Raw genomic sequence first — 26,220 nt, forward strand, 5'->3', positions numbered from 1 at the left:
GCGCCGCGATCTGAAAACGCTATTTCATGGCCGTCTATACAGAAATCTCCGACGAACAGCTCGAAGCCTTCATTGCCTCCTACGATCTCGGCCGCGTCTTGTCGTGCAAGGGGATCGCGGAAGGCGTCGAGAATTCGAACTTCCTTCTGCATGTGGAAACCGGCCACTTCATCCTGACGCTCTACGAAAAGCGCGTCGAAGAAAAAGACCTGCCGTTTTTCTTAGGTCTGATGGAACACCTTTCCGCGCGCGGCCTCACTTGCCCGCAGCCGGTGCGAAACCGCCAAGGCGAAGCGCTCGGCCATCTCTGCGGACGCCCGGCGGCGATCGTGACGTTTCTCGACGGCATCTGGCACAGGCGGCCGGAAGTCCGGCATTGTGCGGCACTTGGCGAGGCGCTCGGCAAATTGCACAAAGCCGGCGTTGATTTCAAAGGCACGCGCGAGAACACGCTGACGCTCGCGCAATGGCCTAAACTTTTTGAGACAGTCGCTGCCCGTGCCGACGACGTGCAGCAAGGGCTCAAGGCCTTTATTGAGGAAGAGTTGGCCTTCCTGCAAAAATCCTGGCCGACCGACCTGCCGAAAGGCGTGATCCATGCCGATCTCTTTCCGGACAATGTGCTCTTTCTCGGCGACGCATTGTCGGGGCTGATCGACTTCTATTTCGCCTGCACGGATTTCCTCGTCTACGATCTCGCGGTCTGTCTCAACGCTTGGTGTTTCGAGCCGGACGGCTCGTTCAACATCACGAAGGGCATGGCGCTTTTCAACGGCTATGAACGCCTGCGCAAGCTCCAGCCGGCCGAGGTCGAAGCCTTGCCGGTCCTGGCGCGCGGCGCGGCCTTGCGCTTCGGCCTGACGCGGCTCGTCGATTGGCTGAACCGGCCCGACGGCGCCATGGTGCGGCCGAAAGATCCGCTCGAATATGTGCAGAAGCTTCGCTTCCACCGTAAGGTCGGGAGCGCGCGCGAATTGGGTTTGCTGCGATGAGCCGCGTTGAAATCTGGACCGACGGCGCTTGTTCCGGCAATCCGGGACCCGGCGGCTGGGGCGCGATCCTGCTCTTCGGCAACCATCGGAAGGAACTCTCCGGCGGCGAGGCCGCAACCACCAACAACCGGATGGAGCTCATGGCGGCGATCTCGGCGCTCGAGGCTTTGACCCGCGACTGCGCCGTCGATCTCTATACGGATTCGAATTATCTGCGCGGCGGCATCATGAGCTGGATGACCAATTGGAAGCGCAATGGCTGGCGCACGGCCGATAAGAAGCCGGTCAAGAATGTCGAACTCTGGCAGCGGCTTGACGAGGCCGCCAAGGCTCACGACGTCGCCTGGCATTGGGTGAAGGGCCATGCCGGTACGGAATTGAACGAGCGCGCCGACGAACTGGCGCGCGAAGGCATGCGGCCATTTTTGCTCAAACGGTCGAGCGATTTCGCGGCGAAGACGGATTGAGTTCGTAAGGCGAATTTTCGGTGCGCGTAAACCCTCTCCCTGTGGGAGAGGGTGGTCAGCGGAGCTGGCCGGGTGAGGGGTTACAATCTGCCAATTTTGAGGGATCGTAACCCCTCATCCGACCCGACTACGTCGGGCCACCTTCTCCCACAGGGAGAAGGTTCGCACATCGTCGATAGCGCCTAACTTATATCAGATCTGCTTCAGCAGAGCCTCGGCGCCGGAGATGTCGGCTTTGCCCGGCGCATCTTCGACATTGAGCTGCTTCACCACGCCGTCTTCGACCAGCATGGAATAGCGCTGCGACCGGAGGCCGAGACCGCGCTCGGTCAGATCGAGCGTGAGATCGAGCGCCTTGGTGAACGTGCCATTGCCGTCGGCCAGGAAGATGATCTTGTCCAAGGCTTCCGTCTGCTTGGCCCAGGCGTTCATCACGAAGGCATCGTTGACGCTGACGACCGCGATGGCATCGATCCCCTTGGCCTTGAACGCTTCGGCATTGGCGAGAAAGCCCGGCAGATGGTTCATGCTGCAGGTGGGTGTGAAGGCGCCTGGCACGCCGAAGAGCACGACCTTGCGGCCCTTGAAAACCTCGTCCGTCGTCGTCGTCTTCGGACCATCCGCGCTGATGAAGGTGAAAACCGCGCTTGGCAATGCGTCGCCGACTTTGATCGTCATTGAGAAACCCTCGGAGCTGAAACGTAGCTTGACCCGAACCTAACGGCCCGCGGGCGCGGCGTCGAGGGGCAGGGTGAATTCAAAATTCTGTTGCGGCCCCGTCAAGGTCAGCGTGACGGGAACCCGCGATGCCCCATCTTTCGTCGGAGTCTCCACTGCGACGATCCTGAATTCATTCGGAAGAGCCGTCTTCTTGGTTTCGAAATACCAGCCCTCGGGCGCTTCCGCGAAAAGGTCGGTAGCCGGCGCGGCATCCTTCCAGGCGAGGCGCCAAGAGGCCGCGCCGGACGCCGAAGTCCCAGAATTTTTTTCAGGCGTGAGCGTCAATTTCCGAGCGATTTCATCCTCGGAAAGGCGACGGGGAACGCGGGCTTCCGCGGCGGCGACCGCCGCATCTTGCGAATCGCCATGAGCCGGAGGCAAACTCATCTCGACGTGAGACTTGGCGGGGATGCAGATCCTTTCGCAGACGGCGTAATCGGCTGTCAGTTTCAAGGCGACCGGCCGGGTTTTGTCGCGTGGCGTGACATGCAGCGGAAAGACGACTTTCTCGCGATAGCCGAAGGCTTCGCCTTCGTCCTCTTTAATCCGGGTCGGCGCGGGGTAGAGCACTTCGGCTTTGGCCAGATTGTCGGACCCATCGAATGAAAAGATGGGCGGCACACCAGCGTCACCCGGCTGCCGCCAATAGGTAAGGGCGCCCTCTTTCAGCGTGATTTCGACGCCGAGATGGTAGAGGCCGTCGCTGGCATTTTCGGCTGCGATCAGCCGCAATTCCGAGGTTTTATCGCCGGGCCGGCCATTTGCATAAGAATCGGCCATGGCCCAAAGGGGCGAGAGGCAGAAAAACGAGAGTACCGCTGCGCAAATCGTCAATCTGCAGGACTGGAAGGGATTTTGCATGGGAACCTGCGGGGAGTTTGGCATTTAAGTCGCTATTCAGATCAAATGAACAAGCTGTGCCTTGCGCCATCTTGTTCCATATAAGCGAGGCGCATAGCATGGACAGCATGACCACGACGGAACCAAGGCGTCAGTCAAGCGGCGCGTTTCTCGACGGGCAATTGCTGGTCGCCATGCCGGGAATGCCAGATAGCCGCTTCGCGCGCTCGGTCATCTATCTTTGCGCCCATTCCGAAGAAGGCGCGATGGGCATCGTCGTCAATCAGGCGGCGCGCAAGGTCAATTTTTCCGAGCTTCTCGTTCAACTCGATGTGATCGCGCCGGATGAGGCTATCCGTCTGCCCTCGCAAGCCGAGTCGGTTCAAGTGCTCAAGGGTGGGCCGGTCGAGACGGGCCGGGGGTTCGTGCTCCATTCCAACGATTTCTTCATCGACAATTCGACCTTGCCGATCGACGAGGGCGTGTCGTTGACTGCGACGATCGATATTCTGCGGGCCATCGCCAATGGCAAGGGCCCGGACCGGGCGCTCCTCGCTCTCGGCTATGCCGGATGGTCGGCAGGTCAACTCGAAACCGAAATGCAACATAATGGCTGGCTCACATGCCCCGCCGATCCTGCTTTGATCTTCGATACGGCGCTCGGGTCCAAATATGAGCGGGCTTTGCAAAAGCTCGGCATAGACCTTGGGCGGCTGTCGTCGGATTCGGGACACGCCTGATCGTTTCCTATCGATCGGGCCGGCGCGGTTAACCTTGACGATGAATGCCAATTGCCAATCTGACTGACGAGCCTAGATTGTCTGTGATCATCGGTTTGTGATCGGCCCCTCCAAGGCTGGAATGCAAAAAGGAGAGCTCACGCTCTCCTTTTTTATTGGGCGGTGACTGGTTCGGCGATTGTCCAGGTGCAGCTAAGCCGCGGTTTTTTGCTTGCCTTCGTGGACCATCATTTTCTGCAGAAATTCGGCGATTTCCGAATAGAGCTGGTCTCCCGCGTTCAAGACCTCTTCTGCCGAGCGGTCGACGACCATGGCCGAGCTCGAGGTTTGTCCGGCCGACCGGCTGGCCATGCCGATATGGCGCATCAAAGTGTGAAGACGCTCGGTGAAGCGGCCGATGACATCGACGATTTCGTCGGTCACGCTATGCTGCTCGCGAACCGCCGTGACGATCTCGAAAGCGTGGTCTTGAATGCCCTTCATGATCGTCGCGATCTCGCTGATCGCTTCAATCGCCGACCGGCTGACGCTGCGGATCTCCATGACGTTCTTTTCGATTTCCGTCGTCGCACGGGCCGTCGCGGAGGCGAGATCCTTGACCTCGTTGGCCACCACGCCGAAGCCGCGGCCGGCTTCGCCGGCGCGGGCCGCTTCGATCGTGGCATTGAGCGCGAGGAGATTGGTCTGCGCGGCGATCTGTTGAATCATGCTGACGAATTGCTCGACGCGGCTCATCGTATCGACGAGTGCCGAGGTGAGTTCGGTCGTCTCCAGCGTTTTCGTCGTGCCTTGCTGCACCATGCCGGCCGTCGCCGCCATGCGGCGCCCGATCTCGCCGATCGAAACGGCGAGTTCGCGCGTCGAGGCCGACACGAAATCAATATCCGTCGCCGATTGAGAGGAGGCCGACTCCGCATGGCTCGCATCGTTTTCGGATTGATTGGCGGTGGCGAGAAGCGTCTGGCTGGTATGTTTGAGATTGGAGGCGGCCGAGCGGATCGAGACGAAAAGCGTGCCGACGGCGTCGTGAAAATCGGTCACATTGGCCATGATCGCTTCGCGCGCGTCGCTTTCGCGGACGGCGATCGTTTGCTGTTCTTCCGCCAATTGAAGCGCGACGGCGCGCGCGTCCGAGGTTTCGGCCAAAGCCATTTCAACGGCCTTGAGCGCCCGGATAATGTAATAAGCGATCAGCGAAAGCGCCGCGACCTCCGTCGAAACGATCAGGCCATGCAGCAAGACGCGATCGAGGCTCGAGCCCGCGTCCGGAAAGACCCAGCCCGGATGGACAGCATTGAGAATGAGATGGTGCAGGATGATGAAAGCGGCGCAGGCAATCAGACAGCGCCAGCAGCACCATGTGGCGCAGATCGCGAGCATCGCCAAAAAATATAAATGCGCGTCGAGAACAAGCCTCGGACTCGCGCAAGCGACGAAAAGCGCGGCAAAAGCCACGGCGCTGAGCGAGGTGATCAGCCGGGTCGGAAAAGCGATATGGTTCCATTGCCAAGCGAAGGTGGACAGGGTGCAGAGCCCGAAACCGATCATCAGAATCGGGGTTCCGAACATGGGTTTCGTCGCAAGCACGAGTCCCGCGAGCGCAAGGAAATTGGCCCAAAGGAAGACGACGAACCATTTGCCGACCACCAGCCGATAAGCGCGGACGCCATCCATGGGTTCGATATCCTTATAAAGCGAGGTCTGTTAGGTGGGTACGCCTGCGCGACGGTGAAAAAAGCGGAGTTACCGCGGCTTGGCCGGGTTCGGGCGCCAGAACAGCGGCCAAAAAGGCCGCAAGCGGGGTGCAGGAGAGAAAACTGGATTCTACTGAAGTGCGATGGTTAACCATCTCTGGAAATTAAGGCCGTCGTCATTAAAAAACGATTACGAGAAGCGTTCTGCGCTCGTTGGCTCGAGGAACCCGCTTCACAAAAGGGCACTCACATGCGGATGATTGGCAGATACGGCCTCGCGATCACGCTTCTTCTCATCGCGGTTGCAACTGCAGCCCAGGCCGATCCGGCAAGAGACTCGTCGCGGGCCTCCGGCAAATCTTCCGCGGCAAGCTCGGCCACCCAGGCACAACGGCCTGCCGTCGGCGCCACGGGCCAAGATGCGCCGGCGACGGATGAAAGCCATTCCTTTTCTGGATTTTATGGCGGTCTGCAAGGGGGCTTTGCGACGGGACGCGATACGTCTAGCGGCTTTGATAGGCATCCTTGATCCAAGCCGCCGGGACCTATTCCAATCGTGCTTCGAGATTGGCCAGCCGGTCGAGAGCGCCTTGCAGAATGAAGGCCGCCGCCATGCGATCGACGACTTCGGCCCGTTTGGCCCGGGAGGCATCTTGCGCGAGAAGCTCGCGTATGACCGCCGCCGTCGAGAGCCGCTCGTCCCAATAGACGAAGGGGCGATCGGTCTTCAGGCCGAGATTGCGGACGAAGGCGCGGGTCGATTGGACGCGCGGGCCTTCCGACCCATCCATATTAAGTGGCAGCCCGATGACGAAGGCCGCGGCGCCATGCTGATCGGCGAGTGCGAGGAGCCGTGCCACGTCTTTGGTGAATGTCGTGCGACGGATCGTTTCCAAAGGCGAGGCGAGGCGGCGCTCGACATCGGACAGCGCGAGGCCGATGGTTTTCGTGCCGAGATCGATACCGATCAGGCGCTGCAATCGCTGCAGACGCGGCTTCAAATCCACGAGATCGAGTACTTCAGCCGCCATTTCACTTATCTACCATATAAATAAGTGTATGAGAGGCTCTCGTCCGGCGTGTGATGACGCCTTTGTTTCGTTCAGGAGATGTCAATGAAACTCACGTGGCTCGGCCATGCGGCCTTCCGGATCGAGTTCGGGAATTCCGTGATCATCATCGATCCATTTCTGTCCGGCAATGCAAAGTTCAAAGGCACGGTCGCGGCTGCGAGCCAAGGCGCGACGCATGTTTTGATCACCCATGGCCATGACGACCATATTGGCGACGCGGTCGAGATCGCCAAAGCCACCGGCGCGCAGCTCGTCTCCTGCTACGAGGTTTGCATGTATCTGGCGAGCGAGGGCGTTGAAAATATCAATCCCGGCAATACGGGCGGGACGATCGCTTGCGGCGATTTCAGCGTCACCCTGACCCAGGCGTTGCATTCGTCCGGCATCGTACGCGACGGCCGCTCGATCTATCTCGGCAATCCGAACGGGCTCGTTATCACGCCGAACGACGGCCCGTCGGTCTATCACATGGGCGATACGGACGTGTTTTCCGACATGGCGCTCATCCATGAGCTTTATCAGCCGAAAATCGGGCTCGTGCCGATCGGCGACCGTTTTACGATGGGCGCGCGGACGGCGGCCTTCGCGGTCAAGCGCTATTTCGGCTTCGAGACTGTCGTGCCCTGTCATTACGGCACATTCGATGCGATTGCGCCCGACGCCAATGCCTTCATCGCGGCTCTGGGCACCGGCCAGAAGGTGGTGGTGCCGGAGATCGGAACGCCGGTGGAGTTTTGGTAGGCGGCGGAGCGGAACTTTCCCAACGGTCTTGATGTTCCAATTGCAGCAAGGCACTGCGATCTTGCTGTCACCCGGTCAGCGAGATGAGCTTGGAATTCATGCGCAGTACGCGGCCCCTGTCACAGGTCATACCGGAAGCCCTGGCGCAAATGATGCTGCTTCTGCGTCAGGAGCGTCAGCTCGTCGGCGTCGAGATCTCGGAAAAGGCGCGGGGTGCCGCTATCGGGCTGGGGCTTGTCATAGCCGGCGGGATTTTATCGGTCCCGGCCTTCTTCATTCTGCTCTTGGCGGGTGTCGCAGCGCTTGAGGCCATTGGTTTTGCCAGCTATTGGGCGGCACTGATCGTTGCCGCTGGTGTTTTTCTGGTGAGTGCGGTGCTTGTGGTGGTGGGTCTCAGCCGGCTCAAAGCCAAAAACATGTTGCTTCACGCCACTGCCAGCCAAATCCACGCTGATGCGGACTTGGCCAAGCGTCAATTTGGGCCGGACGATGCCTTCGACAAAAGAGCTTGAACGCGAGGTTGAGGAAACCCGGCAGAAGCTTGCTGACACGCTCGCTGAACTGCGTGCGTGCCTTTCTCCGAAAGAAATAAAGGCTCAGCTTTTCGAAGCGGCCCGCAATAGCAGCCTCAGCCAGCGCGCGGCACTCCCCATCCTTTTGCTGGCCGGCGCGGCTTTCGCCATTTTCATCAGGCGAAAACAGCCGCTCGGCGAAACGGCCGGCCGGCCGCCGATGCATCTGATGCAATGGATCATCGCGGCGGCCCTCGGTTTTCTCGCGAGCGGTGCTGTCTCCCGATCGTCGCCCTCGGCGGCGTCGCCAGTCTCTTTCGGCCTGGACGCGAAGCCGGTCGAACATGATGGCCAATATTGCATCGAGGAGGCACAAGACCGAGGGCGCCAGGCGGAGGTGCCCTCCGAGATTCCGGCGCGCGGCTGGAAAGATATTTTGCTGCGCATTTATAATAATGTGTCGGCGCACCGGGTCATGGCGATCGCGGCGGGCGTCACCTTCTATTCGCTCCTCGCGATCTTTCCGGCGATCGCAGCAATCGTCTCCCTCTACGGGCTTTTCGCGGATGCGGGAACGATTGCGGTGCATCTCGACGATCTGTCCGGCGTCCTGCCAGGCGGCGCGCTCGATGTGTTGCGGGAACAGATGACGCGTTTGGCCGCGCAGGGGCAGGGGACGCTCGGATTCACTTTCGCGGTCAGTCTTTTGACATCCTTGTGGAGCGCCAACGCCGGGATGAAAGCCTTCTTCGATGCGCTCAATATTATCTATGGCGAGACCGAAAAGCGCGGCTTCATCGCACTCAACGCGCTTTCGCTTGCCTTTACGAGCGGCGCGATCATGTTTTTTCTGTTCGCTTTGGGCGCGATCGTGGTCCTTCCGATCGTGCTGCATTTCGTCGGCGTCGAACATACGGTCGATCCGATGATGCCGCTTCTGCGATGGCCGCTGATGTTTGTCGTGGTCACTTTCGCGCTCGCCGTCCTTTATCGATATGGCCCCAGCCGCGCTCGTGCCAAATGGCATTGGATCACCTGGGGAAGTGCTGTCGCAGCTCTGGTTTGGCTCGGCGCTTCTATCCTGTTTTCCTGGTATACGGCGCATTTCAGCGCCTATAATGCGACCTATGGATCGCTCGGCGCGGTCATCGGCTTCATGGTCTGGATCTGGCTTTCCGTCGTGGTGTTTCTGATGGGCGCCGAACTTGACGCTGAAATGGAACATCAGACACTTTCCGACACCACCACCGGCAAACCTCTGCCGCTCGGCGCGCGCGGCGCGACCATGGCCGACACGGTCGGCGCGGCTCAAACGTCATAAGTCCCTGACTTCCGGGAGGCTTCGCCCGCATACGCCGATTTGGTGAACGCCAAGCCGTCGCATTGCCCCTGAAACGCGGCAGATGCTATAGGCTCTGCATCCGTCCCGCCGCGCCATTTTCAGGGAGTTTCCATGTCCGTCGATCAGGCGACCGTCCGCCGCATCGCACATCTCGCCCGCATCAAGGTCACGGATGACGAAGTTCCGCACCTGCAAGGCGAGCTCAATGCGATCCTGGCCTTCGTCGACCAATTGACCAAGGTCGATGTCGAGGGCGTCGAGCCGATGACCTCGGTCATTCCGATGCCGATGAAAAAGCGCCACGACGTCGTGAACGACGGCGGCATTGCCGACGAGATCGTCGCCAATGCGCCGGTCAGCGAGGATCATTTCTTCATGGTGCCCAAGGTGGTCGAATAAGCTTCCGCCAAACTGCCTTCATGCCCATGCCGACCCAAGGACTTTAAGCCAAATTGAGCGACCTGACCGATCTGACCCTCGCCGGCGCACGCGATGCGCTGAAGCAAAAGCAAATCTCCGCCGTCGATCTCGCCAAGGCGCATATCGACGCGATCGAGAAGGCGCGCGCCTTGAACGCCTTTATCGTCGAGACGCCGGAGCTCGCGCTCGCTGCGGCCGCGCAGTCGGATGAAAAGCTCGCCAAAGGCGAGGCGCGACCGCTCGAAGGCCTGCCGCTTGGCATCAAGGATCTCTATTGCACCAAGGGCGTGCAGACGACGGCGGGCAGCCATATGCTCGAAGGCTTCGTGCCGCCCTATGAATCGACCGTTTCGTCGAACCTCTTGCGCGACGGCGCCAATATGCTCGGCAAGCTCAACATGGACGAGTTCGCTATGGGCTCGTCGAACGAGACGTCTTATTTCGGGCCGGTGGTCTCACCTTGGCGCCGGGCCGGGGACACCAAGCCTTTGACGCCAGGCGGCTCGTCCGGCGGTTCGGCCGCGGCGGTCGCGGCGCATCTTTGCCTTGCCGCCACGGCGTCGGATACGGGCGGCTCGATCCGCCAGCCCGCGGCCTTTACTGGCACTGTCGGCATCAAGCCGACCTATGGCCGCTGTTCGCGCTGGGGCATGGTCGCCTTTGCCTCCTCGCTCGATCAGGCAGGCCCCATCGCCCGCACCGTCCGCGATACGGCGATCATGCTGCGGTCGATGGCGGGCGTCGATGCGAAGGATACGACTTCGGTCGATCTGCCGGTGCCGGATTACGAGACGGCGCTCGGGCGTTCGATCAAGGGCATGAAGATCGGCATTCCGAAGGAATATAGGATCGACGGCATGCCGGCAGAGATCGAAAATCTCTGGCAGCAAGGTATAGAATGGATGAAGGCGGCGGGCGCCGAGATCGTCGATATTTCGCTGCCGCACACGCGCTACGCACTGCCTGCTTATTATATTGTCGCGCCGGCCGAGGCTTCCTCCAATCTCGCCCGATATGACGGCGTGCGCTACGGCTTGCGTGTGCCCGGCAAAGATATCGCTTCCATGTATGAGAACACCCGCGCGGCGGGTTTCGGCAAGGAAGTCCGGCGCCGTATCATGATCGGCACCTATGTGCTGTCTGCCGGCTATTACGATGCCTATTATGTCCGGGCGCAGAAGATCCGCACGCTCATCAAGCGCGATTTCGAAACGGTCTTCGAGAAGGGCATAGATGCGATCCTGACGCCCGCGACGCCGTCCGCCGCCTTCGGGCTTGGCGAGAAAAGCTCCGCCGATCCGATCGAAATGTATTTGAACGACATATTCACGGTGACGGTGAATATGGCTGGCCTGCCCGGCATCGCGGTGCCTGCCGGCCTGTCGTCCGAGGGCCTGCCGCTCGGGCTGCAACTCATCGGCCGCGCCTTCGACGAGGAAACCCTTTTTTCTGTGGCAGACGTCATCGAGCAATCGGCGCCGAAATTGCCGCAAGCGGCGAAATGGTGGGCGTGATCGGCAGGCGCGGATGGTTTCGGTAGCCTGCGTATGGGAGTTATCGACGGATGCTTGGCTCCCAGATGAACTACGCGCCGATAGCGCTGCCCTTCCTTTCAGTCCTCGTCTTCGCGTTCCTGGTGCTGGTCGTGCTTATCCAGATCGGGGCGTTGCGCTACGCCTATCGCCGCATCGGCCTGAGCGCGCCGGCCGCGAGTTTGCTGCTGCTGGGCTCGCTTTTCGGCAGCTATTTTAATCTGCCCATCTACCAATTGCCGGATGCGCAGGTCCGGTCCGGCGAAGAAGTGATCTTTTTCGGCATGCGCTATGTCGTCCCCGTGGTTGCGGATTGGCCGGGCACGATCATCGCCGTCAATGTCGGCGGCGCGGTCATACCGACCCTCCTGTCGCTTTATCTGCTCGCTAAAAACCAAATTTGGATCAGGGGCGCTTTAGCTACGCTCGCGGTCGCGGTCATTTGCCATATGATGGCAAAGCCTGTCGCTGGCATCGGCATCGCTGTACCGATCTTCGTGCCGCCACTGGCCGCCGCCATTGTTTCCGTGCTGCTGTCCGCGTCCTACGCCGCGCCGCTTGCCTATATCAGCGGCAGTTTGGGAACCCTGATCGGCGCTGATCTTCTCAACCTTGATAAGATCCAGGGGTTGGGGGCTCCGGTCGCTTCAATCGGCGGCGCGGGGACTTTCGACGGCATATTTTTGGCCGGTATCATCGCCGTTCTGATTGCGAGCTTCTCGTCGGGACCTGTCCCGTCCCGCGCTCCGCGCTGATCCCTAAACGGGCGGCCGAGGCTGACGGGCGGTGGAAATGCCACTATATTAAGTCCAGATACATCATCCGTCAGATTACGATTGGGTCTTTCATGAACACACACGTCAAACCCTCAAACCTCATCAAGGGTGCGACCGGCGATTGGGAAGTTATCGTCGGCATCGAGACCCATGCCCAGGTCACCTCGCGCTCGAAGCTCTTTTCCGGCGCCTCGACCACGTTCGGCAATGATCCGAACAGCAACGTTTCGCTTGTCGATGCGGCCATGCCAGGCATGCTGCCCGTGATCAATGAGGAATGCGTGGCGCAGGCGGTGCGCTCGGGCCTCGGCCTCAAGGCGCATATCAATCTGCGCTCGACCTTCGATCGTAAGAATTATTTCTATCCGGACCTGCCGCAGGGCTATCAGATTTCCCAGTACAAGACCCCCATCGTGGGCGAAGGCATCGTCACGGTCGATGTCTCGCCGACCGAACAGATCGAGGTCGGGATCGAGCGGTTGCATCTGGAGCAGGATGCCGGCAAATCGCTCCACGACCAGTCGGCAACGGATTCCTTCGTCGATCTCAACCGGTCGGGCGTGGCCTTGATGGAGATCGTGTCGAAGCCCGACATGCGCTCGTCCGAGCAGGCCCGAGCCTATGTCACCAAGCTGCGCACGATCCTGCGCTACCTTGGCACCTGCGACGGCAATATGGAGCAGGGCAGTCTGCGCGCCGACGTCAATGTCTCCGTGCGGCGGCCCGGCGAGCCTTTCGGCACGCGCTGCGAGATCAAGAACGTCAATTCGATCCGCTTCATCGGTCAGGCGATCGAGGTCGAGGCCCGCCGCCAGATAGGCATTTTGGAAGATGGCGGCAAGATCGATCAGGAGACGCGGCTCTTCGATCCGGGGAAGGGCGAGACGAGATCCATGCGCTCCAAGGAAGAAGCGCATGACTATCGCTATTTCCCCGATCCCGATCTTCTGCCGCTCGAATTCGATCAGGCCTATGTGGATGCCTTGGCCGCCGATCTGCCGGAGCTGCCGGATGCCAAGAAAGCCCGCTTCATGACCGAATATGGGCTGCCGGCCTATGACGCCGGCGTGCTCGTCGCCGATCGCGAGACGGCGGATTTCTACGAGACGACGGTCAAGCATGGCGGCAAGGCCCGCGATGCCAAGGCCATCGCCAATTGGATCTTGGGCGACGTCGCGGCTTACGCCAATTCGATCGGCGTGCCGCTCTATCAGACCCATATCAGCCCGGCGCAGATCGCTGGCATCGTCGATCTCATCTCCGACGGTACGATCTCGGGCAAGATCGCAAAGGACGTGCTGGCGCTCATCATCGCCGAAGAGAAAGAGGCGCATCCCGCCGCGCTCGTCGAGGCCCGCGGCATGCGGCAGGTGACCGATCTCGGTGCCATCGAGACGGCGGTCGATCAGATCATCGCCGCCAATCCGGATAAGGTCGCACAGGCGCAGGCGAAGCCTTCGATGCTCGGTTGGTTCGTCGGCCAAGTCATGAAACAGACCGGCGGCAAAGCCAATCCGCAGGCCGTCAACGATCTCTTGAAAGCCAAACTCGGCATCTGACATCGGAGCTTTTCGAAGGGTCCATCGCTCGTGCGATGGACCCTTCGCGCCTTCGTATCGGCGCTGCCGAAAGCCCCGAAGCGGCTTTTCTCCCCGGCATTTTGATGGGTGCGAGCTTCGCGTATCGGCGAAGTTTTGCGCGTCTTCGAGCTCGATCGGGCCTGAAATCGGCGCTCCGAATCACAAAACGATTCGCTCGATTCGCTCATTTTTGCGCGATGAAGCGTGCTCGATGCCGTTCGAACGGCATTTTTTTTATTTCCCACATGAAAAATTTTTGCGGCCTTTGCGGCCGAGTTCGGACGCATGTCGAGCGTTGCGTTTGACGGCTCGATTGCGCGTTGGAACGACGCCTCGACATGGCTTGATCTTGCGCCGATCATTGTCGCGCGGCACGTTTTACGAAGGCTTCGCGCGCAACGAAACGAGACGTCATTCAAGCCATCGTACATAACCTCGAAATACAATTTTATTGTGCAAAAACAATTGTTTTCAAATGTGCGGAAGAACTTGATCAAGGCTGGCGCGATGTGCCGTGCAAGCGATCTGCGATGCATTGAAGGCATGGTTTCACCTTGCATCTGTTCGATCGGAATCAACGTTCGATATAGCCTTAGATGAGGCAGTCTTTGGACAATGAAGAGTGATGTTCGAAGACCGTTCAAGCGCCCATTTGAAGCATCGAAAGACCAGGATTCGACGCTAATTGATAAAGCACTACTTGCACGACTGATTAACCACGCTACGCTACTTAGGCCTCTTGTCGGCACAAAGATGCGGCTGACGAAATAGCAAAGGGGACTAAAGATGGTGAAGGCAACCACCAAGCGTAAGCCCGCGAAGAAGACCGCGGCTAAGAAGAGCACGGCCAAGAAAGCCGTTCGCAAGACAGCGACCAAGAAAATCGCTGCCGTGAAGAAGACGGCCACGAAGAAGGCTGCTGCTAAGAAGTCGGCGACCAAGAAGTCGGCTACGAAGAAGGCAGCCACAAAGAAGACGGCCACAAAGAAGACGGCAGCGAAAAAGAGCGCGACCAAAAAGTCCGCTGTGAAGAAGTCGTCCGCCCGCAAGGCGCCGGCGAAAAAGGCCGTCCGCAAGTCGACCCGTAAGGCGAAAGCCCCTGCACCGGTTGTGCCGGAGTCTGCTTGAATTCGAGGAAGACAAGGAAGAGACGATCGGAGATTACCGCTGCCGCAGAGCTTGCGGATAATTCGGGATCACCGGTCGTCTCGTCTCCTCGCCAGGCTTGATCGGGCTTGTGCCGGTCGGGCGGGCGAGCGAGGCGTTTCCGGTTTTTGCGCGCTTGATCTGATTTCGAAAGCTTGGCGCTTTTCAAAAGATCGGCCTTTCGCCGGCATCCGTGCCCGATCGGCTTGCGCTCACAGATCACGACGATTTTTGATCGAATCAATCAAAAATCGTGACCGTGATCGATTTCATAGTTTAGAGCGGGATGCGGGCGGAAAACCGCACACACTTTCCTCATCCCGCTCCAGTCACGATGACTTTGGATGAGTTCAAGTCGGGCTTGCCCAACGTGAACCTTTCAAAAAGTCCAACTTGGGCGGGTCCAAGTTGGGTAATCCAAAGTCATACGTCCGGACATCGCGATTGTTCCGATGTCGGAAAGTCTTGGCCATAAAGCGTCTGTGTCGGCAATGCCGCGAGACGGAAAGCTAGCCTGTTTCAAAAAAATCAGCGGATGAGACAGGCCTGTGCGAAAGCCCGCCATGTCTGGTCTGCGGCGGCTCCAGAGGCCTTCATGGCCTCCCATTCATGTCCGCATTGATGCATGCGGGACCGGGATGCCGGCGGCAGCATCGGTCCATGATCCACATAAATCGTCGAGACCGCGTCATTGGGCGTGGCCTGCTGCGGAGCCATCGGCGCGGCTGGCGCCGCCGCGGTTTTGGGTGCGGCTGCGGGAGTGGGCGAGGCCTGCAAATGCATCGGACGCGCCGGTGGCATGGGAGCCGGCTTATTTTTTCCGCCGTCTTCTTCCGCGGCCAGCGCGAAAGGGACCATCAAGCACAGATGAGCAGCCAGGCCGAGCCCCAGTGCGAAGCCATGACTCGCTCTGAAAAGAGGAAGACAAGCGGCGCGCGGCGTGCGGAATTGGGAGCTCAAATCATCCTCTTTGGCGGACGTCGCCCGAGAGCCGGACCGGGTCAAGGCCGCGTTTGACGCCAAAAATGGATCGAATAGCCCAGGCATTATTCGAACCTATGGGCCAAACGAGGCGAATTTTTGCAGGTCGTCGGAACTCGCCGTGTGGGCTAGCGTGAGCCGGGTGGCTGCGACTCTCCCGCCGGGCCGCCCGCTCACTCCATTATATATAGAGAAGCTCCGGACGCCGGTTCGTCAGTGATGGGGCGGCGGCGGCGGCGCGGCTTTCGCGGGCGTGCCGTGCGGCGGCGCATTGCCGGCGAGTGTCGGATCGCCGCCTGGAACCGTTTGAACCTTCGTAAAGGTTTCCGATTGGCAAAGCGGCCAGACCAGGCAGCCCGTGATCTCGGCCTTGTCGCCATTGACCTTGTCGGGTTGGACTTTGAGCGTCACGTCCCATGTCTTGCCGTCATCGGAATTATAGGCTTTGCCCTTCCAATGATCGCCATCGGCGACGAACTCGCTGAACACCTCCATCCCGATAATCGCTCTGCCGCGCTTGGCCGGATCGGTATTGAGATTGTCGACCTTGGGAACGCCTTTTTCGAGCGGCTCCTTCAGCCATACGATCATACCGCAATAAACCAGCGGTGTGCTGGGCGTGGCGGTCGTACCGGCCGGCGGGGTGCAAGGGCCGATTCGGATGATCGATTCGTCGTCCTTGGTTGACCAATAGCCGGAAGGATCGGTTGGCGCCGCCGGGGCGGCGAAGCCGGATGTAGTCATCAGCGTCAAGGCCGCCGCAGCGGCAGTCAAAGCGGACCCCGCGCGGGCGCTGGTCGAATCGGGGCATGACGGGCGATAGGCAGAATAGGCACGTGCCAGCAGCATCACTCTGCTCCAGAGAAGGAATCTTGGGGGCTTTTCAACGGGTAGGTGCTCCGCCCGAAAACTGGCGGAGACGGAGGGATTCGAACCCTCGATAGGGCTTTACAACCCTATAACGGTTTAGCAAACCGCCGCCTTCAGCCTCTCGGCCACGTCTCCACACACATGCCGAATGCGGCGCATCTTCGAATGCGTTTCCGGAATGCTGGCGAGATATGCCCGAGCCTAGCCTGCGTGGCAAGTACGCAGCTCATGGGCATTTCCAATTATGATCAGCTATGTTGCGGAATATATTAGATTTTATTCCGTTTTGCACAGCAGCGGCGCCCAGCACGCTCAAATGCGATTGTAAAACAATGACGTTGCTGGAATGCCACAGCCCCCCAAGAATGGCGAGATGGTGGCTTTTCTCGATTTACGCTGTCTGCGGCGCAGCTATATTAAAAATAAGTTTAAGAAACCGAGCCCGCCAGAACCGGCGGGGATCGGTTCGAAAAGGGCCTGATTTCAAAGGGGAGGCACAAGCCTCCTCGGTCGGCGGTCACAATATCTGGATTTTGGCGGGAAGGCGATGAGCCTCGAAGGCAGATCTGGCGTGTTCATTCTGGGGGTCTACTCATGAAGCTCATCAAGAGCCTTTTACTTGGATCGACAGCGAGTTTTTCGGCTGTCACTTGCGTTTACGCTGCTGATCTCCCGGTGCGGAAAGCCGCGCCGATCGAATATGTGCGGATTTGCGACGCCTATGGCGCCGGCTTCTTCTATATCCCCGGGACGGACACTTGCTTGAAGGTGGGCGGCTTGGCCTATGGCGAAGTGCGTTCTCTGACGAATAATTATTCGATCGGCACCTCCAACGCTGGTGGGACCGGATACGCCAACGGCGTCGCGAGGACCGCCGCAGGCTACACGGGCGGCAGCTTTACAAATGCCAAGGCCCGCGACACGACAGGCTTCAGCGCCTTGGGCCGCGTCGAATTGGATGCGCGCACGCAGTCCGGCTATGGCACGGTCCGTACCTTCATCCGTATCGACGCCTTCTACGGTTCGGGCGCAAACGCCTCGACCGGCAGCAACTTCGCAATCCCCAACACATACGGTAACGGCCAGGCCACGCAAGGATCGCGCGAGACGACCATCGTCAATAAGGCCTTCATCCAATTCGCGGGCCTGACCGCGGGGCGCGCCCAATCGGTCTTCGACTTCTATGCCGACGCCTATAACTACGCGTCTCTGCGCGGCTCGAACGCGACGGTCGAACTCCTGTCCTACACCTATACGTTCGGCGGCGGCTTCTCGAGCACACTCTCCGTCGAAGACAATAACTCGCGCCGCACGGCGATCGGCAGCACAGTCGCCGGCATCCCGGCGGGAACGCTTGTGGGAGCCACTCTGGTAACGGCAGCCGGTACGTCGTTCCAAGGCAACCCGCAAGGCAATCGTCTGCCTGAAATCGTCGGCAACGTCCGTTACGACGCCCCTTGGGGTGCGGTGCAGGTATCCGGCGCGATCCACCAGATCGACGCCGCTCTCTACCCGCTCTCGACTACTGCTTTGACCTCTCCGGCCACTACGGGCAACTTTGCCGCCCTGAGCACCAACGAAATCGGCGGCGCAGTGCAACTCGGCATCATGTATAATGCCGACATTATCTCGCCCGGTGATAAAGCTTGGGTCCAGGCGGCTTATGAAAGTGGCGCTTACGCCTATATCGCCGGCAACAACCTCGCTTCCTCCTACGGTCCGGTCAACGGCAACCGCTATGCAGGCGATGCCTTCACCCCGATGGATAACAGCGTCTTCTGGAACACCAATCCCGGTTACGACTGCGTCTTCACCAGTTCTGGTCAATGCGATCGTCAATGGGGCTGGGATGTGACGGCGGCCTATAAGCATTATTGGATGCCGACCCTGTCGTCGGCCATCTACGGGTCGCATCTTGAGACTTTCTACAGCAATGCGGCTTATGCGGGCACGTCTGGCTTTGGGTCTACGACCAACTCCGTCGGCGTCGTCGCCCCCAAGGAAACACGTATCGGCACGAACCTTGTCTGGACCCCGATCAAGGGCTTCGACATCGGTGTTGAGGGCATGTGGATTCACTTGACCCAAAACACCCCGGCGGGTCTCGCGACCAATGCGACTTTGGCGACCACGGGTCTTCCGTCGTTTAAGAACACTCAGGATGAAGGCGAGTTTCGCGCCCGCGTTCAGCGCGCCTTCTGATCCCAAGGCGAAATCAAAATACAAGAAGCCCGGACCTCGGTCCGGGCTTTTTCTTTTGGCGCCGCCGCAAGGCGGTTCCAGTGCGGCGCCGGTCCGTATCACCATCTCCGCTCAAGCTTCGGAGGCGAGACTCACCCGGTGATTTCCATAAGGCTTTGTTAAGAACCGAGTGTGATTGTTCAAACTTAAGTCAAATTCGACAGATGGGCAGGCCATGGAACAGACATCGGCTTTATCCCCCACCATCCTCGTCGTCGAAGACGAACCTCTCGTCCGCCTCGTTGGGACGCTTCTTCTTGCCGACGCCGGTTTCAATGTCATTGAAGCCTGCAACGCCGAGGAAGCCTTGCGGGTGCTCGAAGCCGGTTCCGACGTCAGGATCGTTTTCACCGACGTGGAAATGCCGGGTGCTTTGGACGGCTTGGGGCTTGCCCGATGCGTTCACGAGCGCTGGCCTTCGATCGGGGTGATCGTGACCTCCGGACGCTGCGAGCCGCCCCGGCAAAAGCAGGGGTTGCCCGAACTCTTCGTCGCCAAGCCTTATGCTCCGAGCACGCTCATGCATAAGATCGAGGCCTGCCTCTCAGCCGCGGCTGCTTAGGCCCAGACCTGATCATTACTTGATCAGAAGCGTCATTGCGAGCGAAGCGAAGCAGTCCAGGAAGTACTCGCTCCATCAAAGGCATGGATTGCTTCGTCGCCGCGCTCCTCGCAACGACGGCCCATTGATTCGGTCTTGACGCGAAGACATCGTTTTCGCTGCAACGCCGCCGAAGTTGACAGGCTTTTCCCAAACATGGTCCAAACCGGGCGTGGGAAAAGACCTCCTCGCCAGCCCGTTTTTCGATTTCGGCGCGCTCGACGCGGCGCCGCTCACGCGCGATCCATTCGCTTTCGTCATCGTCCCGAATTTCATCAAGCCGGCGGCGTTCAAAGATATCGCGGGTGCTTTCCCGAATGTGCCGGGCCCAGGGTCGTTTCCGCCGGAGACTCTTGCCATCGGCGAGGCTTTCCGGACGTTGCTCGATGACCTCGACGGTCCATGTTTCCGGCAGGCGATCGAACGCAAATTCGAGATCGATCTCACCGGCCGACCGAAGATGCTCACAATTCGCGGGCACGCGCGGCGCAAGGATGGCGACATTCATACGGACACGGCGACGAAGCTGATCAGCGTCCTTCTCTATATGAATGAAGAGTGGGACGAGGACGGCGGGCGGCTGCGTCTCTTGCGCGCTCCAAAGCTCAATGAGGCCGTGGCGGAGGTTGCGCCGGTTGGCGGGACTCTTTTGGCCTTCCGCCGTTCGGACGTCTCTTGGCACGGCCATGCGCCATACGAGGGACCGCGCCGCGTCATTCAATTCAATTGGATGACGAAAGACGAAGCGGTCGCGTGGCAGCGCAGCCGTCATTTTGCGAGCGCGGCTTTCAAGAAAATGTCGCGGCTCTTTTCGGTTTAGGCGGAAGGAGATCGATCCGAAATCAACGTGATCTAAAGCAAATGGCCGGAACAAAGCCCGGCCATCAGATACGCTTTCGCTGATCTTGCCCTTAACTCGCGAGCGCTGTGGGCACTTCTTCTGCGACGTCGTCCACCGCGTCGGGGAATGTCGGATAGAGGTCCTTGACGCGGCCCATCTGCTGCACCAAGGCCAGAACCGCATCGATATAAGGCGTCGCGACGCCAACGATCTGACCCATCTCCTGAACCGCCGTGACAAGGGCGTCGATTTCGAGCGGGCGCTCTTTTTGCACATCCTGCAGCATGGAGGTGCGATGCGGGCCGACCTTCGCGGCCCCGTCGATTCGCCGTTCGACATCGACACGGAAGTTGACGCCGAGCCGATCGCCGATCGCCTTGGCTTCAAGCATCATGTTCTTCGACAGCGCGCGTGTGCCGGGATCGGTCGCCACGATGTCGAGCGTCGCATGGGTCAAGGCGGAAATCGGATTGAAGCTCAGATTGCCCCAGAGCTTGACCCAGATGTCGTCGCGAATGTCGTCGAAAAGACGCGGCTTCATCTTGCTTGCCGCGAAAGCGTCGTAGAGCTTGGTCAGGCGTTCGCTCTTCGTGCGGTTCGGCTCGCCGAAGCCGAATTGATCGCCATAGACATGCTTGATGACACCGGGGCTTTCAATCTCGGTCGCGGGATAGACGGTGCAACCGATCACGCGCTCCGGCCCGATCACCTCCCATTGGCGATTGTCGGGATCGACGCTTTTGAGGCGATGATTTGTATGATGGTCGAGCCCGTAGAAGTACCACCACGGAACGCCGTTTTGCGCGGTGACGACCGCAGTATTCGGTCCGAGCAGCGGTTCCATGTCATAGGCCGATTCCCAGGCCTGATAGGATTTAAGGCCGATGATCACATAATCCTGCGGACCGAAATCCCGCGGATCTTTGCTCGCAGGTATTTTGGCGTTGAGAACCTCATCGCCCACATGAAGCGTAAGCCCGTGTTTGTGGATGGCTTCGAGATGAGCACCGCGCGCGATGAGCGAAACGTCGACGCCGGCGCGTTGAAGCATGACGCCGACATAGCCGCCGATCGCGCCCGCCCCGTAAATGCAAATCTTCATCGTATTTTCTCCGAAACGGAGGAAAGGACCGGTGAGTGCGAGATCACCGCTGCATCGCGTCAGTTATTATTCGGCTGCCTGCCGCCTCGGCGGTTCAAGCGCGCCGGCTTCGCGCAATTCGGAGATCGCGTTATCGTCGAGCCCGAGGACTTCGGCCAAAATCTCGTCCGTATGTTCGCCGAGAAGCGGCGAGCGCGCGACCTCGGTCGGGCTTTCGGACAATTTGATCGGGTTGCCGACCGTGAGATATTTGCCGCGCGTCGGATGATCGACCTCGACCACGGTGCCCGTCGCCCGCAATGAAGGTTCGTCTGCGAGTTCCTTCATCGAAAGGATCGGCCCGCAGGGAATGTTCAGCGGGTTGCAGATGTCCATGACTTCGAATTTGGTCTTGGTCTTGGTCCAGGCTTCGATCGTGTCGAAGATCATCCGAAGCTTGTCGAGCCGCGCTTCGGCCGTTGCAAAACCCGGATCCTCGATCCATTCGGGCTTGCCGATGACCTTGCAGATCTTGTCCCATACGGGCGCCTGCGTGATGAAATAAATATAAGCGTTCGGATCGGTCTCGTAGCCTTTGCACTTCAAGATCCAACCCGGCTGACCGCCGCCCGACGCATTGCCTGCGCGGGGCACCGCCTCGCCGAAGGGCCGACCTTCGGCAAATTGCGGATATTCCTTCAAGGCGCCTTTGCCCAGGCGCTGCTGATCGCGCAGCTTGACGCGGCAGAGATTGAGCACGCCGTCTTGCATCGCGACTGAGACCTTTTGGCCTTTGCCGGTCACGGTGCGCTGGTAAAGCGCCGTCACGATGCCGAGCGCGAGGTGAAGGCCGGAGCCCGAATCGCCGATCTGCGCGCCGGTGACGAGAGGCGGGCCATCGTCGAAGCCGGTCGTCGAAGCCGCGCCGCCGGTGCATTGCGCGACGTTCTCATAGACCTTGCAATCTTCGTAGGGACCGGGACCAAAGCCCTTGATCGAAGCAACGATGATCGCCGGATTGATCGCCTGGATCTTCTCCCAGCTGAATCCCATGCGGTCGAGCACGCCCGGGCCGAAATTCTCGACGAGGACATCGGAGCTCTTGATCAGCGCCGTCAGAACTTCCTTGCCCTTCGGGTTCTTGGCGTCGAGCGTGATCGAGCGCTTATTGTGGTTCAGCATCGTGAAATAGAGGCTGTCCGCACCTGGGACATCGCGCAATTGGCCGCGCGTAATATCGCCTTCTCCAGGCTTCTCGACCTTGATGACGTCGGCGCCGAACCACGCCAGCAATTGCGTACACGTCGGGCCCGCTTGCACATGCGATAAATCGAGGATGCGCACACCCTCCAAAGCCTTCCCCATTCTCAAACTCTCCCAGCCTTCAGCGTCTGTTATCGAGCTCGTTCTCACCGTTCAGCCAAGCGACAACGCTTGTCGCTGCCCGCGATTCAATCGAACAATTCATGGCCATGCGTATCGACATAGGCGGCAAGGCCCAGGGTATGCTCGAGCGCGAGGCTTTCGGCCTTTTTCACATCGCGCTGCTCGATTGCCTCGATGATCGTGAGATGATCCGAAATCGAGCGTTCCGCGCGTCCGTCGCGTCCAATCGTCAATTGCCTTATGCCGCGAACATGAAAGAGCAGCTTGTCGGTCGTATCGACAAGGATCTGCGAACCGCTCATCTTGATCAGGGCCTGATGGAACGTGAGGTTCGCGAGCGAATATTCGCTGAGGAATTCATTCGGCCTGTGATTATCGGTGAAGTCCTGAAAGATCTGGCGCAAAGCCGCGACATCGGCATTGGGATCCTGCGTGATCAGGCGGACGCCCATGCTCTCGAGCGCGGCCCAGGCCTGGATCATCTCGACGATCTCGCGTTTTGTCTTGCGGACAATGAGGATGCCGCGGCGTGGGACCGTGCGCAGAAAACCATCCTGTTCGAGCATGGCGATGGCTTCGCGAACGGGCGTCCGGCTCACGCCGAGCCGGTCGGACAGATCGCGTTCGTCGAGCATGACGGGATCAGCCGACGAATAAATGTCCGTCTTGAAGATCGCATCCTTGAGGGCGGCGTAGACCTTGGCCTTGAAACTTTCATCCGCTTGAATGCGGGGGAACGCTTCGAGCGAAGCGGCGGACGTCATACGTTTTGCTTGCGGCGCCATCCAACATCCTCATTGCCAATAGTGTTTAAAGGCATACCAAGTGTGGCGCGCTGGTATGCCATTTCGTCCGAATGGTTACTGGCATATGACAGACAGATTGCCAAGCGCTATGCTTGGCCCCATAGCGGTAAAACCTTCGATTTGCTTAACTTTTTCAGCTTGGCCCCAAATTTCTTTGGTGCCGACAGAATTTTTATTTGTGGCGACGAAAATTTTCTTTTTGCTACACTAAATTTAATTTGGGATATGGAGCCAAGGCCCGCCTGGGCTTGATGCCGTGTGTGCAAGCTGACACAAGGCATCGCCGCTTGCTCGAAGGCCTTTGCGCGACGCTTAAGCGCCTAGAGAGGCCGGCCTGAAATTGACCGAGGGACCCCATATGCCAGCTTTGCCTTCCGCCATGCGTCAGGTTTATTTCGACGGTGCCGGCGGCCCCGACGTGATCCGGATCGGCGAAGCGCCCTTGCCCGCCGTGGCGCCCGGCAAAATCCTGGTTGAGGTTGTCGGGGCCGGGATCAACCGTCCGGATTGCATCCAGCGCGCCGGGCATTATCCGCCGCCGCCGGGCGAGTCCGCCATCCCAGGCATGGAGATCGCGGGCCGGATCGTCGCTTTGGGCGAGGGCGTCGCGAGCTTCAAGGAAGGCGATGAAATCTGCGCGCTGATCGGCTCCGGCGGTTATGCCGAATATGCGCTCGCCGACGCGCCGCTCTGCCTGCCGAAGCCGAAAGGCTTGAGCCTGATCGAAGCCGCGGGCCTGCCCGAGACGGCTTTCACCGTGTGGGACAATGTGTTCACGCGCGGCGGACTGAAAGCCGGAGAGATATTTCTCGTTCACGGCGGATCGAGCGGCATCGGCACCATGGCGATCCAGCTCGCAAAAGCCTATGGCGCGACGGTCATCACGACGGCGGGTTCGCCCGATAAATGCGCTTATTGCAAAGTGCTCGGCGCCGATCATGCGATCGATTACAAGACGCAGGATTTCGTCGCAGAGATAAAGACGATCACCGCCAAGAAAGGCGTCAACGTCATCCTCGACATGGTCGGCGGCAGCTATATTTCAAAGAATATCTCGATCATGGCGACGGAAGGACGGCTGGTGCAGATCGCCTTCCTGCAAGCGAGCAAGGCCGAGGTCGAGTTCATGCCAATGATGCTGCGCCGTCTGACGCTGACCGGCTCCACTTTGCGGGCGCGAACGCTGGCGCAAAAGGGTGAAGTGGCGGAAGCGGTGCGCGACAATGTCTGGCCGCTCGTCGAGGATGGCAAGGTGAAGTCCGTCGTCCACGCGACTTTTCCGCTCGAAGAGGCCCGTCAGGCGCATGAGCTGATGGAATCCTCGGCCCATATTGGCAAAATCATTCTGCTCACCGGGAAATAAGCCGAAAGTCATAGACGCTGCGCGTGATTGCCACAGCTTTGCGGCTGGTGGGTTGATTTAGAAGGCTGGTATCCCACGAACGCTCGCCATTTGTTCGGACGCAATGACGAGCGAAATACATGTACGTTACGAGGATTTGCGATGACCTCCATTGCCGAACTTTCTTCCGCCGATCATCAGGCCCTGCTTACGAAAGTGCGGGGCGAATATGATGCTTTCCGGGCGGCGGGCCACAAGCTCGACATGACACGCGGCAAGCCGTCTCCCGAGCAGCTCGATCTTTCGAACGGCATGCTCGCTCTGCCGGGCAATGGCGATTATCTGACCGAAGCGAACGAAGACGCCCGCAATTACGGCGGTCTCCAGGGCATCGCGGAAGCCCGCGCGCTTTTCGCACCCGTGCTCGGCGCGCCCGCCGATCGCGTCATCATCGGCGACAATTCAAGCCTCGCGATGATGCATGATTCCATCGTCTGGGCTTTGCTGAAGGGCGTGCCGGGCGGAACCGCACCTTGGTCGAAAGAGTCAGCGCCTGCCTTTCTCTGTCCGGTGCCGGGCTATGACCGGCATTTCGCGATCCTGGAAGAATATGGAATCAAGATGATTCCTGTGCGCCTGACGGGGCAGGGGCCGGATATGGACGAGGTCGAAAGACTCGTCGCCGATCCTGCGGTGAAGGGCATGTGGTGCGTGCCCAAATATGCCAATCCGTCGGGCGAGATCTATTCGGAAGAGACGGCGAAGCGGCTCGCCGCGATGAAGACGGGCGCGCCGGATTTCCGCATCTTCTGGGACAATGCCTATGCGCTGCATCATCTGACGGCGACGAAGCATGAGGTCGCGAATATTCTGGAGCTCTGCGAAGCGGCGGGCAATCCCGACCGCGCCTTCGTCTATGCCTCGACCTCGAAGATGACGCTGGCTGGCGCCGGCCTCGCCTTCTTCGCGTCGTCGCCGACCAATGTGAAATGGTATCTGGCGCGGGCGGGCAAGCGCACGATCGGGCCGGACAAGCTCAACCAGATCCGGCACGTGCGTTTCCTGAAAAACATCGACGGGTTGCATCAGCTCATGGACGGCCATCGCGCTTTGATCGCGCCGAAATTTGCAGCCGTCGAAGAGGCGCTCGACCGGCGTCTCACCGGCACCGGCGTCGCACGCTGGACGAAGCCGGAAGGCGGCTATTTCGTCAGCGTCGATATGGCGGACGGATTGGCCTCGAAGGTCGTGAGCCTCGCGAAGGACGCGGGCCTCGCCTTGACGCCCGCCGGCGCGACCTGGCCGCTTGGCCAAGACCCGCAGGATTCAAACCTGCGGCTTGCGCCGACCTTTCCGTCGCTCGGCGATGTGAAGGTCGCGGCCGAAGGCATCGCGCTTTGCATGCTGCTCGCGGGGCTGGAGAAGCGGGACGCGGCGTAGCTCTTGCCGTCTTGCGTCATGGCCGGGCCTGTCCCGGCCATCCACGGCGGTGCAAA

General features: G+C 59.7%; 25 protein-coding genes and 1 tRNA gene. 16 read left to right on the forward strand and 10 right to left on the reverse strand.

From position 1 onward, the window contains the following. Positions 1 to 26 precede the first annotated feature (26 nt). A complete protein-coding gene (locus tag A3OQ_RS0110250) occupies positions 27 to 992 on the forward strand; it encodes a homoserine kinase (protein WP_020175297.1) in 966 nt (321 codons plus the stop codon). After that, positions 989 to 1,459, forward strand: coding sequence for a ribonuclease HI (gene rnhA / locus A3OQ_RS0110255; RefSeq protein WP_020175298.1), 471 nt, complete (start codon positions 989 to 991; stop codon positions 1,457 to 1,459). The genes A3OQ_RS0110250 and rnhA overlap by 4 nt, the downstream gene beginning before the upstream one ends. Before the next feature lie 192 nt (positions 1,460 to 1,651). Here rnhA and A3OQ_RS0110260 read toward each other — a convergent pair whose 3' ends face one another. Both A3OQ_RS0110260 and A3OQ_RS21970 read right to left on the reverse strand, forming a co-directional pair. Beyond that, positions 1,652 to 2,137 (reverse strand): peroxiredoxin, encoded by a 486-nt coding sequence (locus A3OQ_RS0110260; RefSeq protein WP_020175299.1) that lies wholly within the window; start codon positions 2,135 to 2,137, stop codon positions 1,652 to 1,654. Positions 2,138 to 2,176: 39 nt separating this feature from the next. After that, positions 2,177 to 3,064, reverse strand: a complete 888-nt coding sequence (locus tag A3OQ_RS21970; RefSeq protein ID WP_083931557.1) for a protein-disulfide reductase DsbD domain-containing protein — start codon at positions 3,062 to 3,064, stop codon at positions 2,177 to 2,179. Between the two features lie 74 nt (positions 3,065 to 3,138). Between A3OQ_RS21970 and A3OQ_RS0110275 the strand changes: the two genes are divergently transcribed. Next, positions 3,139 to 3,759 (forward strand): YqgE/AlgH family protein, encoded by a 621-nt coding sequence (locus A3OQ_RS0110275; RefSeq protein ID WP_026595701.1) that lies wholly within the window; start codon positions 3,139 to 3,141, stop codon positions 3,757 to 3,759. Positions 3,760 to 3,951: 192 nt separating this feature from the next. Here the strand turns inward: A3OQ_RS0110275 and A3OQ_RS21975 are convergent, their stop codons facing one another. Continuing rightward, positions 3,952 to 5,433 carry a methyl-accepting chemotaxis protein gene (locus A3OQ_RS21975; RefSeq protein WP_020175302.1) on the reverse strand — a complete coding sequence of 494 codons (1,482 nt, stop codon included), beginning with the start codon at positions 5,431 to 5,433 and terminating at the stop codon, positions 3,952 to 3,954. 270 nt (positions 5,434 to 5,703) lie between these two features. Between A3OQ_RS21975 and A3OQ_RS0110285 the strand changes: the two genes are divergently transcribed. Beyond that, positions 5,704 to 5,982 carry a hypothetical protein gene (locus A3OQ_RS0110285; protein WP_020175303.1) on the forward strand — a complete coding sequence of 93 codons (279 nt, stop codon included), beginning with the start codon at positions 5,704 to 5,706 and terminating at the stop codon, positions 5,980 to 5,982. 16 nt (positions 5,983 to 5,998) lie between these two features. Here A3OQ_RS0110285 and ruvX read toward each other — a convergent pair whose 3' ends face one another. Continuing rightward, the gene (gene ruvX, locus A3OQ_RS0110290; RefSeq protein ID WP_020175304.1) at positions 5,999 to 6,484 is read right to left on the reverse strand and encodes a Holliday junction resolvase RuvX; all 486 of its coding nucleotides are present in this window, start codon (positions 6,482 to 6,484) and stop codon (positions 5,999 to 6,001) included. An 84-nt stretch (positions 6,485 to 6,568) separates the two neighbouring features. On the opposite strand from ruvX, the gene A3OQ_RS0110295 reads away from it, so the two are divergent. From A3OQ_RS0110295 to gatB, 7 genes are all read left to right on the forward strand, one after another. Further along, positions 6,569 to 7,267, forward strand: coding sequence for a metal-dependent hydrolase (locus A3OQ_RS0110295; protein WP_020175305.1), 699 nt, complete (start codon positions 6,569 to 6,571; stop codon positions 7,265 to 7,267). 98 nt (positions 7,268 to 7,365) lie between these two features. After that, positions 7,366 to 7,779, forward strand: coding sequence for a phage holin family protein (locus A3OQ_RS0110300; protein WP_161607326.1), 414 nt, complete (start codon positions 7,366 to 7,368; stop codon positions 7,777 to 7,779). Continuing rightward, positions 7,757 to 9,100 (forward strand): YhjD/YihY/BrkB family envelope integrity protein, encoded by a 1,344-nt coding sequence (locus A3OQ_RS21980; RefSeq protein WP_020175307.1) that lies wholly within the window; start codon positions 7,757 to 7,759, stop codon positions 9,098 to 9,100. The genes A3OQ_RS0110300 and A3OQ_RS21980 overlap by 23 nt, the downstream gene beginning before the upstream one ends. 132 nt (positions 9,101 to 9,232) lie before the next feature. Next, positions 9,233 to 9,520: an Asp-tRNA(Asn)/Glu-tRNA(Gln) amidotransferase subunit GatC gene (gene gatC, locus A3OQ_RS0110310; RefSeq protein ID WP_020175308.1), complete on the forward strand. Its 288-nt coding sequence runs from the start codon at positions 9,233 to 9,235 to the stop codon at positions 9,518 to 9,520. 53 nt (positions 9,521 to 9,573) lie between these two features. Further along, entirely contained in the window at positions 9,574 to 11,055 is a 1,482-nt protein-coding gene (gene gatA, locus A3OQ_RS0110315; protein ID WP_020175309.1) for an Asp-tRNA(Asn)/Glu-tRNA(Gln) amidotransferase subunit GatA, read from the forward strand. A 50-nt stretch (positions 11,056 to 11,105) separates the two neighbouring features. Beyond that, positions 11,106 to 11,828, forward strand: coding sequence for a DUF1614 domain-containing protein (locus A3OQ_RS0110320; protein ID WP_020175310.1), 723 nt, complete (start codon positions 11,106 to 11,108; stop codon positions 11,826 to 11,828). Positions 11,829 to 11,920: 92 nt separating this feature from the next. Further along, positions 11,921 to 13,408 carry an Asp-tRNA(Asn)/Glu-tRNA(Gln) amidotransferase subunit GatB gene (gene gatB / locus A3OQ_RS0110325; RefSeq protein ID WP_020175311.1) on the forward strand — a complete coding sequence of 496 codons (1,488 nt, stop codon included), beginning with the start codon at positions 11,921 to 11,923 and terminating at the stop codon, positions 13,406 to 13,408. 1,695 nt (positions 13,409 to 15,103) lie between these two features. On the opposite strand, the gene A3OQ_RS24400 is transcribed toward gatB, so the two are convergent. The 3 genes from A3OQ_RS24400 to A3OQ_RS0110355 form a co-directional block, all read right to left on the reverse strand. Next, a complete protein-coding gene (locus A3OQ_RS24400; protein WP_152428390.1) occupies positions 15,104 to 15,376 on the reverse strand; it encodes a hypothetical protein in 273 nt (90 codons plus the stop codon). 393 nt (positions 15,377 to 15,769) lie between these two features. Further along, entirely contained in the window at positions 15,770 to 16,405 is a 636-nt protein-coding gene (locus A3OQ_RS21990; protein WP_020175316.1) for a DUF2147 domain-containing protein, read from the reverse strand. A 62-nt stretch (positions 16,406 to 16,467) separates the two neighbouring features. Next, positions 16,468 to 16,561: transfer RNA gene (locus A3OQ_RS0110355), tRNA-Ser, on the reverse strand. A 459-nt stretch (positions 16,562 to 17,020) separates the two neighbouring features. Between A3OQ_RS0110355 and A3OQ_RS0110360 the strand changes: the two genes are divergently transcribed. From A3OQ_RS0110360 to A3OQ_RS0110370, 3 genes are all read left to right on the forward strand, one after another. Beyond that, positions 17,021 to 18,628, forward strand: a complete 1,608-nt coding sequence (locus tag A3OQ_RS0110360) for a porin (protein WP_020175317.1) — start codon at positions 17,021 to 17,023, stop codon at positions 18,626 to 18,628. 214 nt (positions 18,629 to 18,842) lie between these two features. Further along, on the forward strand, positions 18,843 to 19,229 hold the full coding sequence (locus A3OQ_RS0110365; RefSeq protein ID WP_020175318.1) for a response regulator: 387 nt from the start codon (positions 18,843 to 18,845) through the stop codon (positions 19,227 to 19,229). A 211-nt stretch (positions 19,230 to 19,440) separates the two neighbouring features. Further along, positions 19,441 to 20,088 carry a 2OG-Fe(II) oxygenase family protein gene (locus A3OQ_RS0110370; RefSeq protein ID WP_020175319.1) on the forward strand — a complete coding sequence of 216 codons (648 nt, stop codon included), beginning with the start codon at positions 19,441 to 19,443 and terminating at the stop codon, positions 20,086 to 20,088. A 91-nt stretch (positions 20,089 to 20,179) separates the two neighbouring features. Here the strand turns inward: A3OQ_RS0110370 and A3OQ_RS0110375 are convergent, their stop codons facing one another. From A3OQ_RS0110375 to A3OQ_RS0110385, 3 genes are all read right to left on the reverse strand, one after another. Further along, on the reverse strand, positions 20,180 to 21,211 hold the full coding sequence (locus tag A3OQ_RS0110375) for a 2-dehydropantoate 2-reductase (protein WP_020175320.1): 1,032 nt from the start codon (positions 21,209 to 21,211) through the stop codon (positions 20,180 to 20,182). A 66-nt stretch (positions 21,212 to 21,277) separates the two neighbouring features. Continuing rightward, positions 21,278 to 22,555 carry a formyl-CoA transferase gene (gene frc, locus A3OQ_RS0110380; RefSeq protein WP_020175321.1) on the reverse strand — a complete coding sequence of 426 codons (1,278 nt, stop codon included), beginning with the start codon at positions 22,553 to 22,555 and terminating at the stop codon, positions 21,278 to 21,280. A gap of 86 nt (positions 22,556 to 22,641) precedes the next feature. After that, entirely contained in the window at positions 22,642 to 23,361 is a 720-nt protein-coding gene (locus A3OQ_RS0110385; RefSeq protein ID WP_020175322.1) for a GntR family transcriptional regulator, read from the reverse strand. A gap of 379 nt (positions 23,362 to 23,740) precedes the next feature. Between A3OQ_RS0110385 and A3OQ_RS0110390 the strand changes: the two genes are divergently transcribed. Both A3OQ_RS0110390 and A3OQ_RS0110395 read left to right on the forward strand, forming a co-directional pair. Next, positions 23,741 to 24,745, forward strand: coding sequence for an NAD(P)H-quinone oxidoreductase (locus A3OQ_RS0110390; RefSeq protein ID WP_020175323.1), 1,005 nt, complete (start codon positions 23,741 to 23,743; stop codon positions 24,743 to 24,745). Positions 24,746 to 24,886: 141 nt separating this feature from the next. Then, on the forward strand, positions 24,887 to 26,164 hold the full coding sequence (locus A3OQ_RS0110395) for an aspartate aminotransferase type Ic (RefSeq protein WP_020175324.1): 1,278 nt from the start codon (positions 24,887 to 24,889) through the stop codon (positions 26,162 to 26,164). Positions 26,165 to 26,220 lie beyond the last annotated feature (56 nt).

It is taken from the genome of Methyloferula stellata AR4 (assembly GCF_000385335.1).
Classification (GTDB): Bacteria; Pseudomonadota; Alphaproteobacteria; order Rhizobiales; family Beijerinckiaceae; genus Methyloferula; species Methyloferula stellata.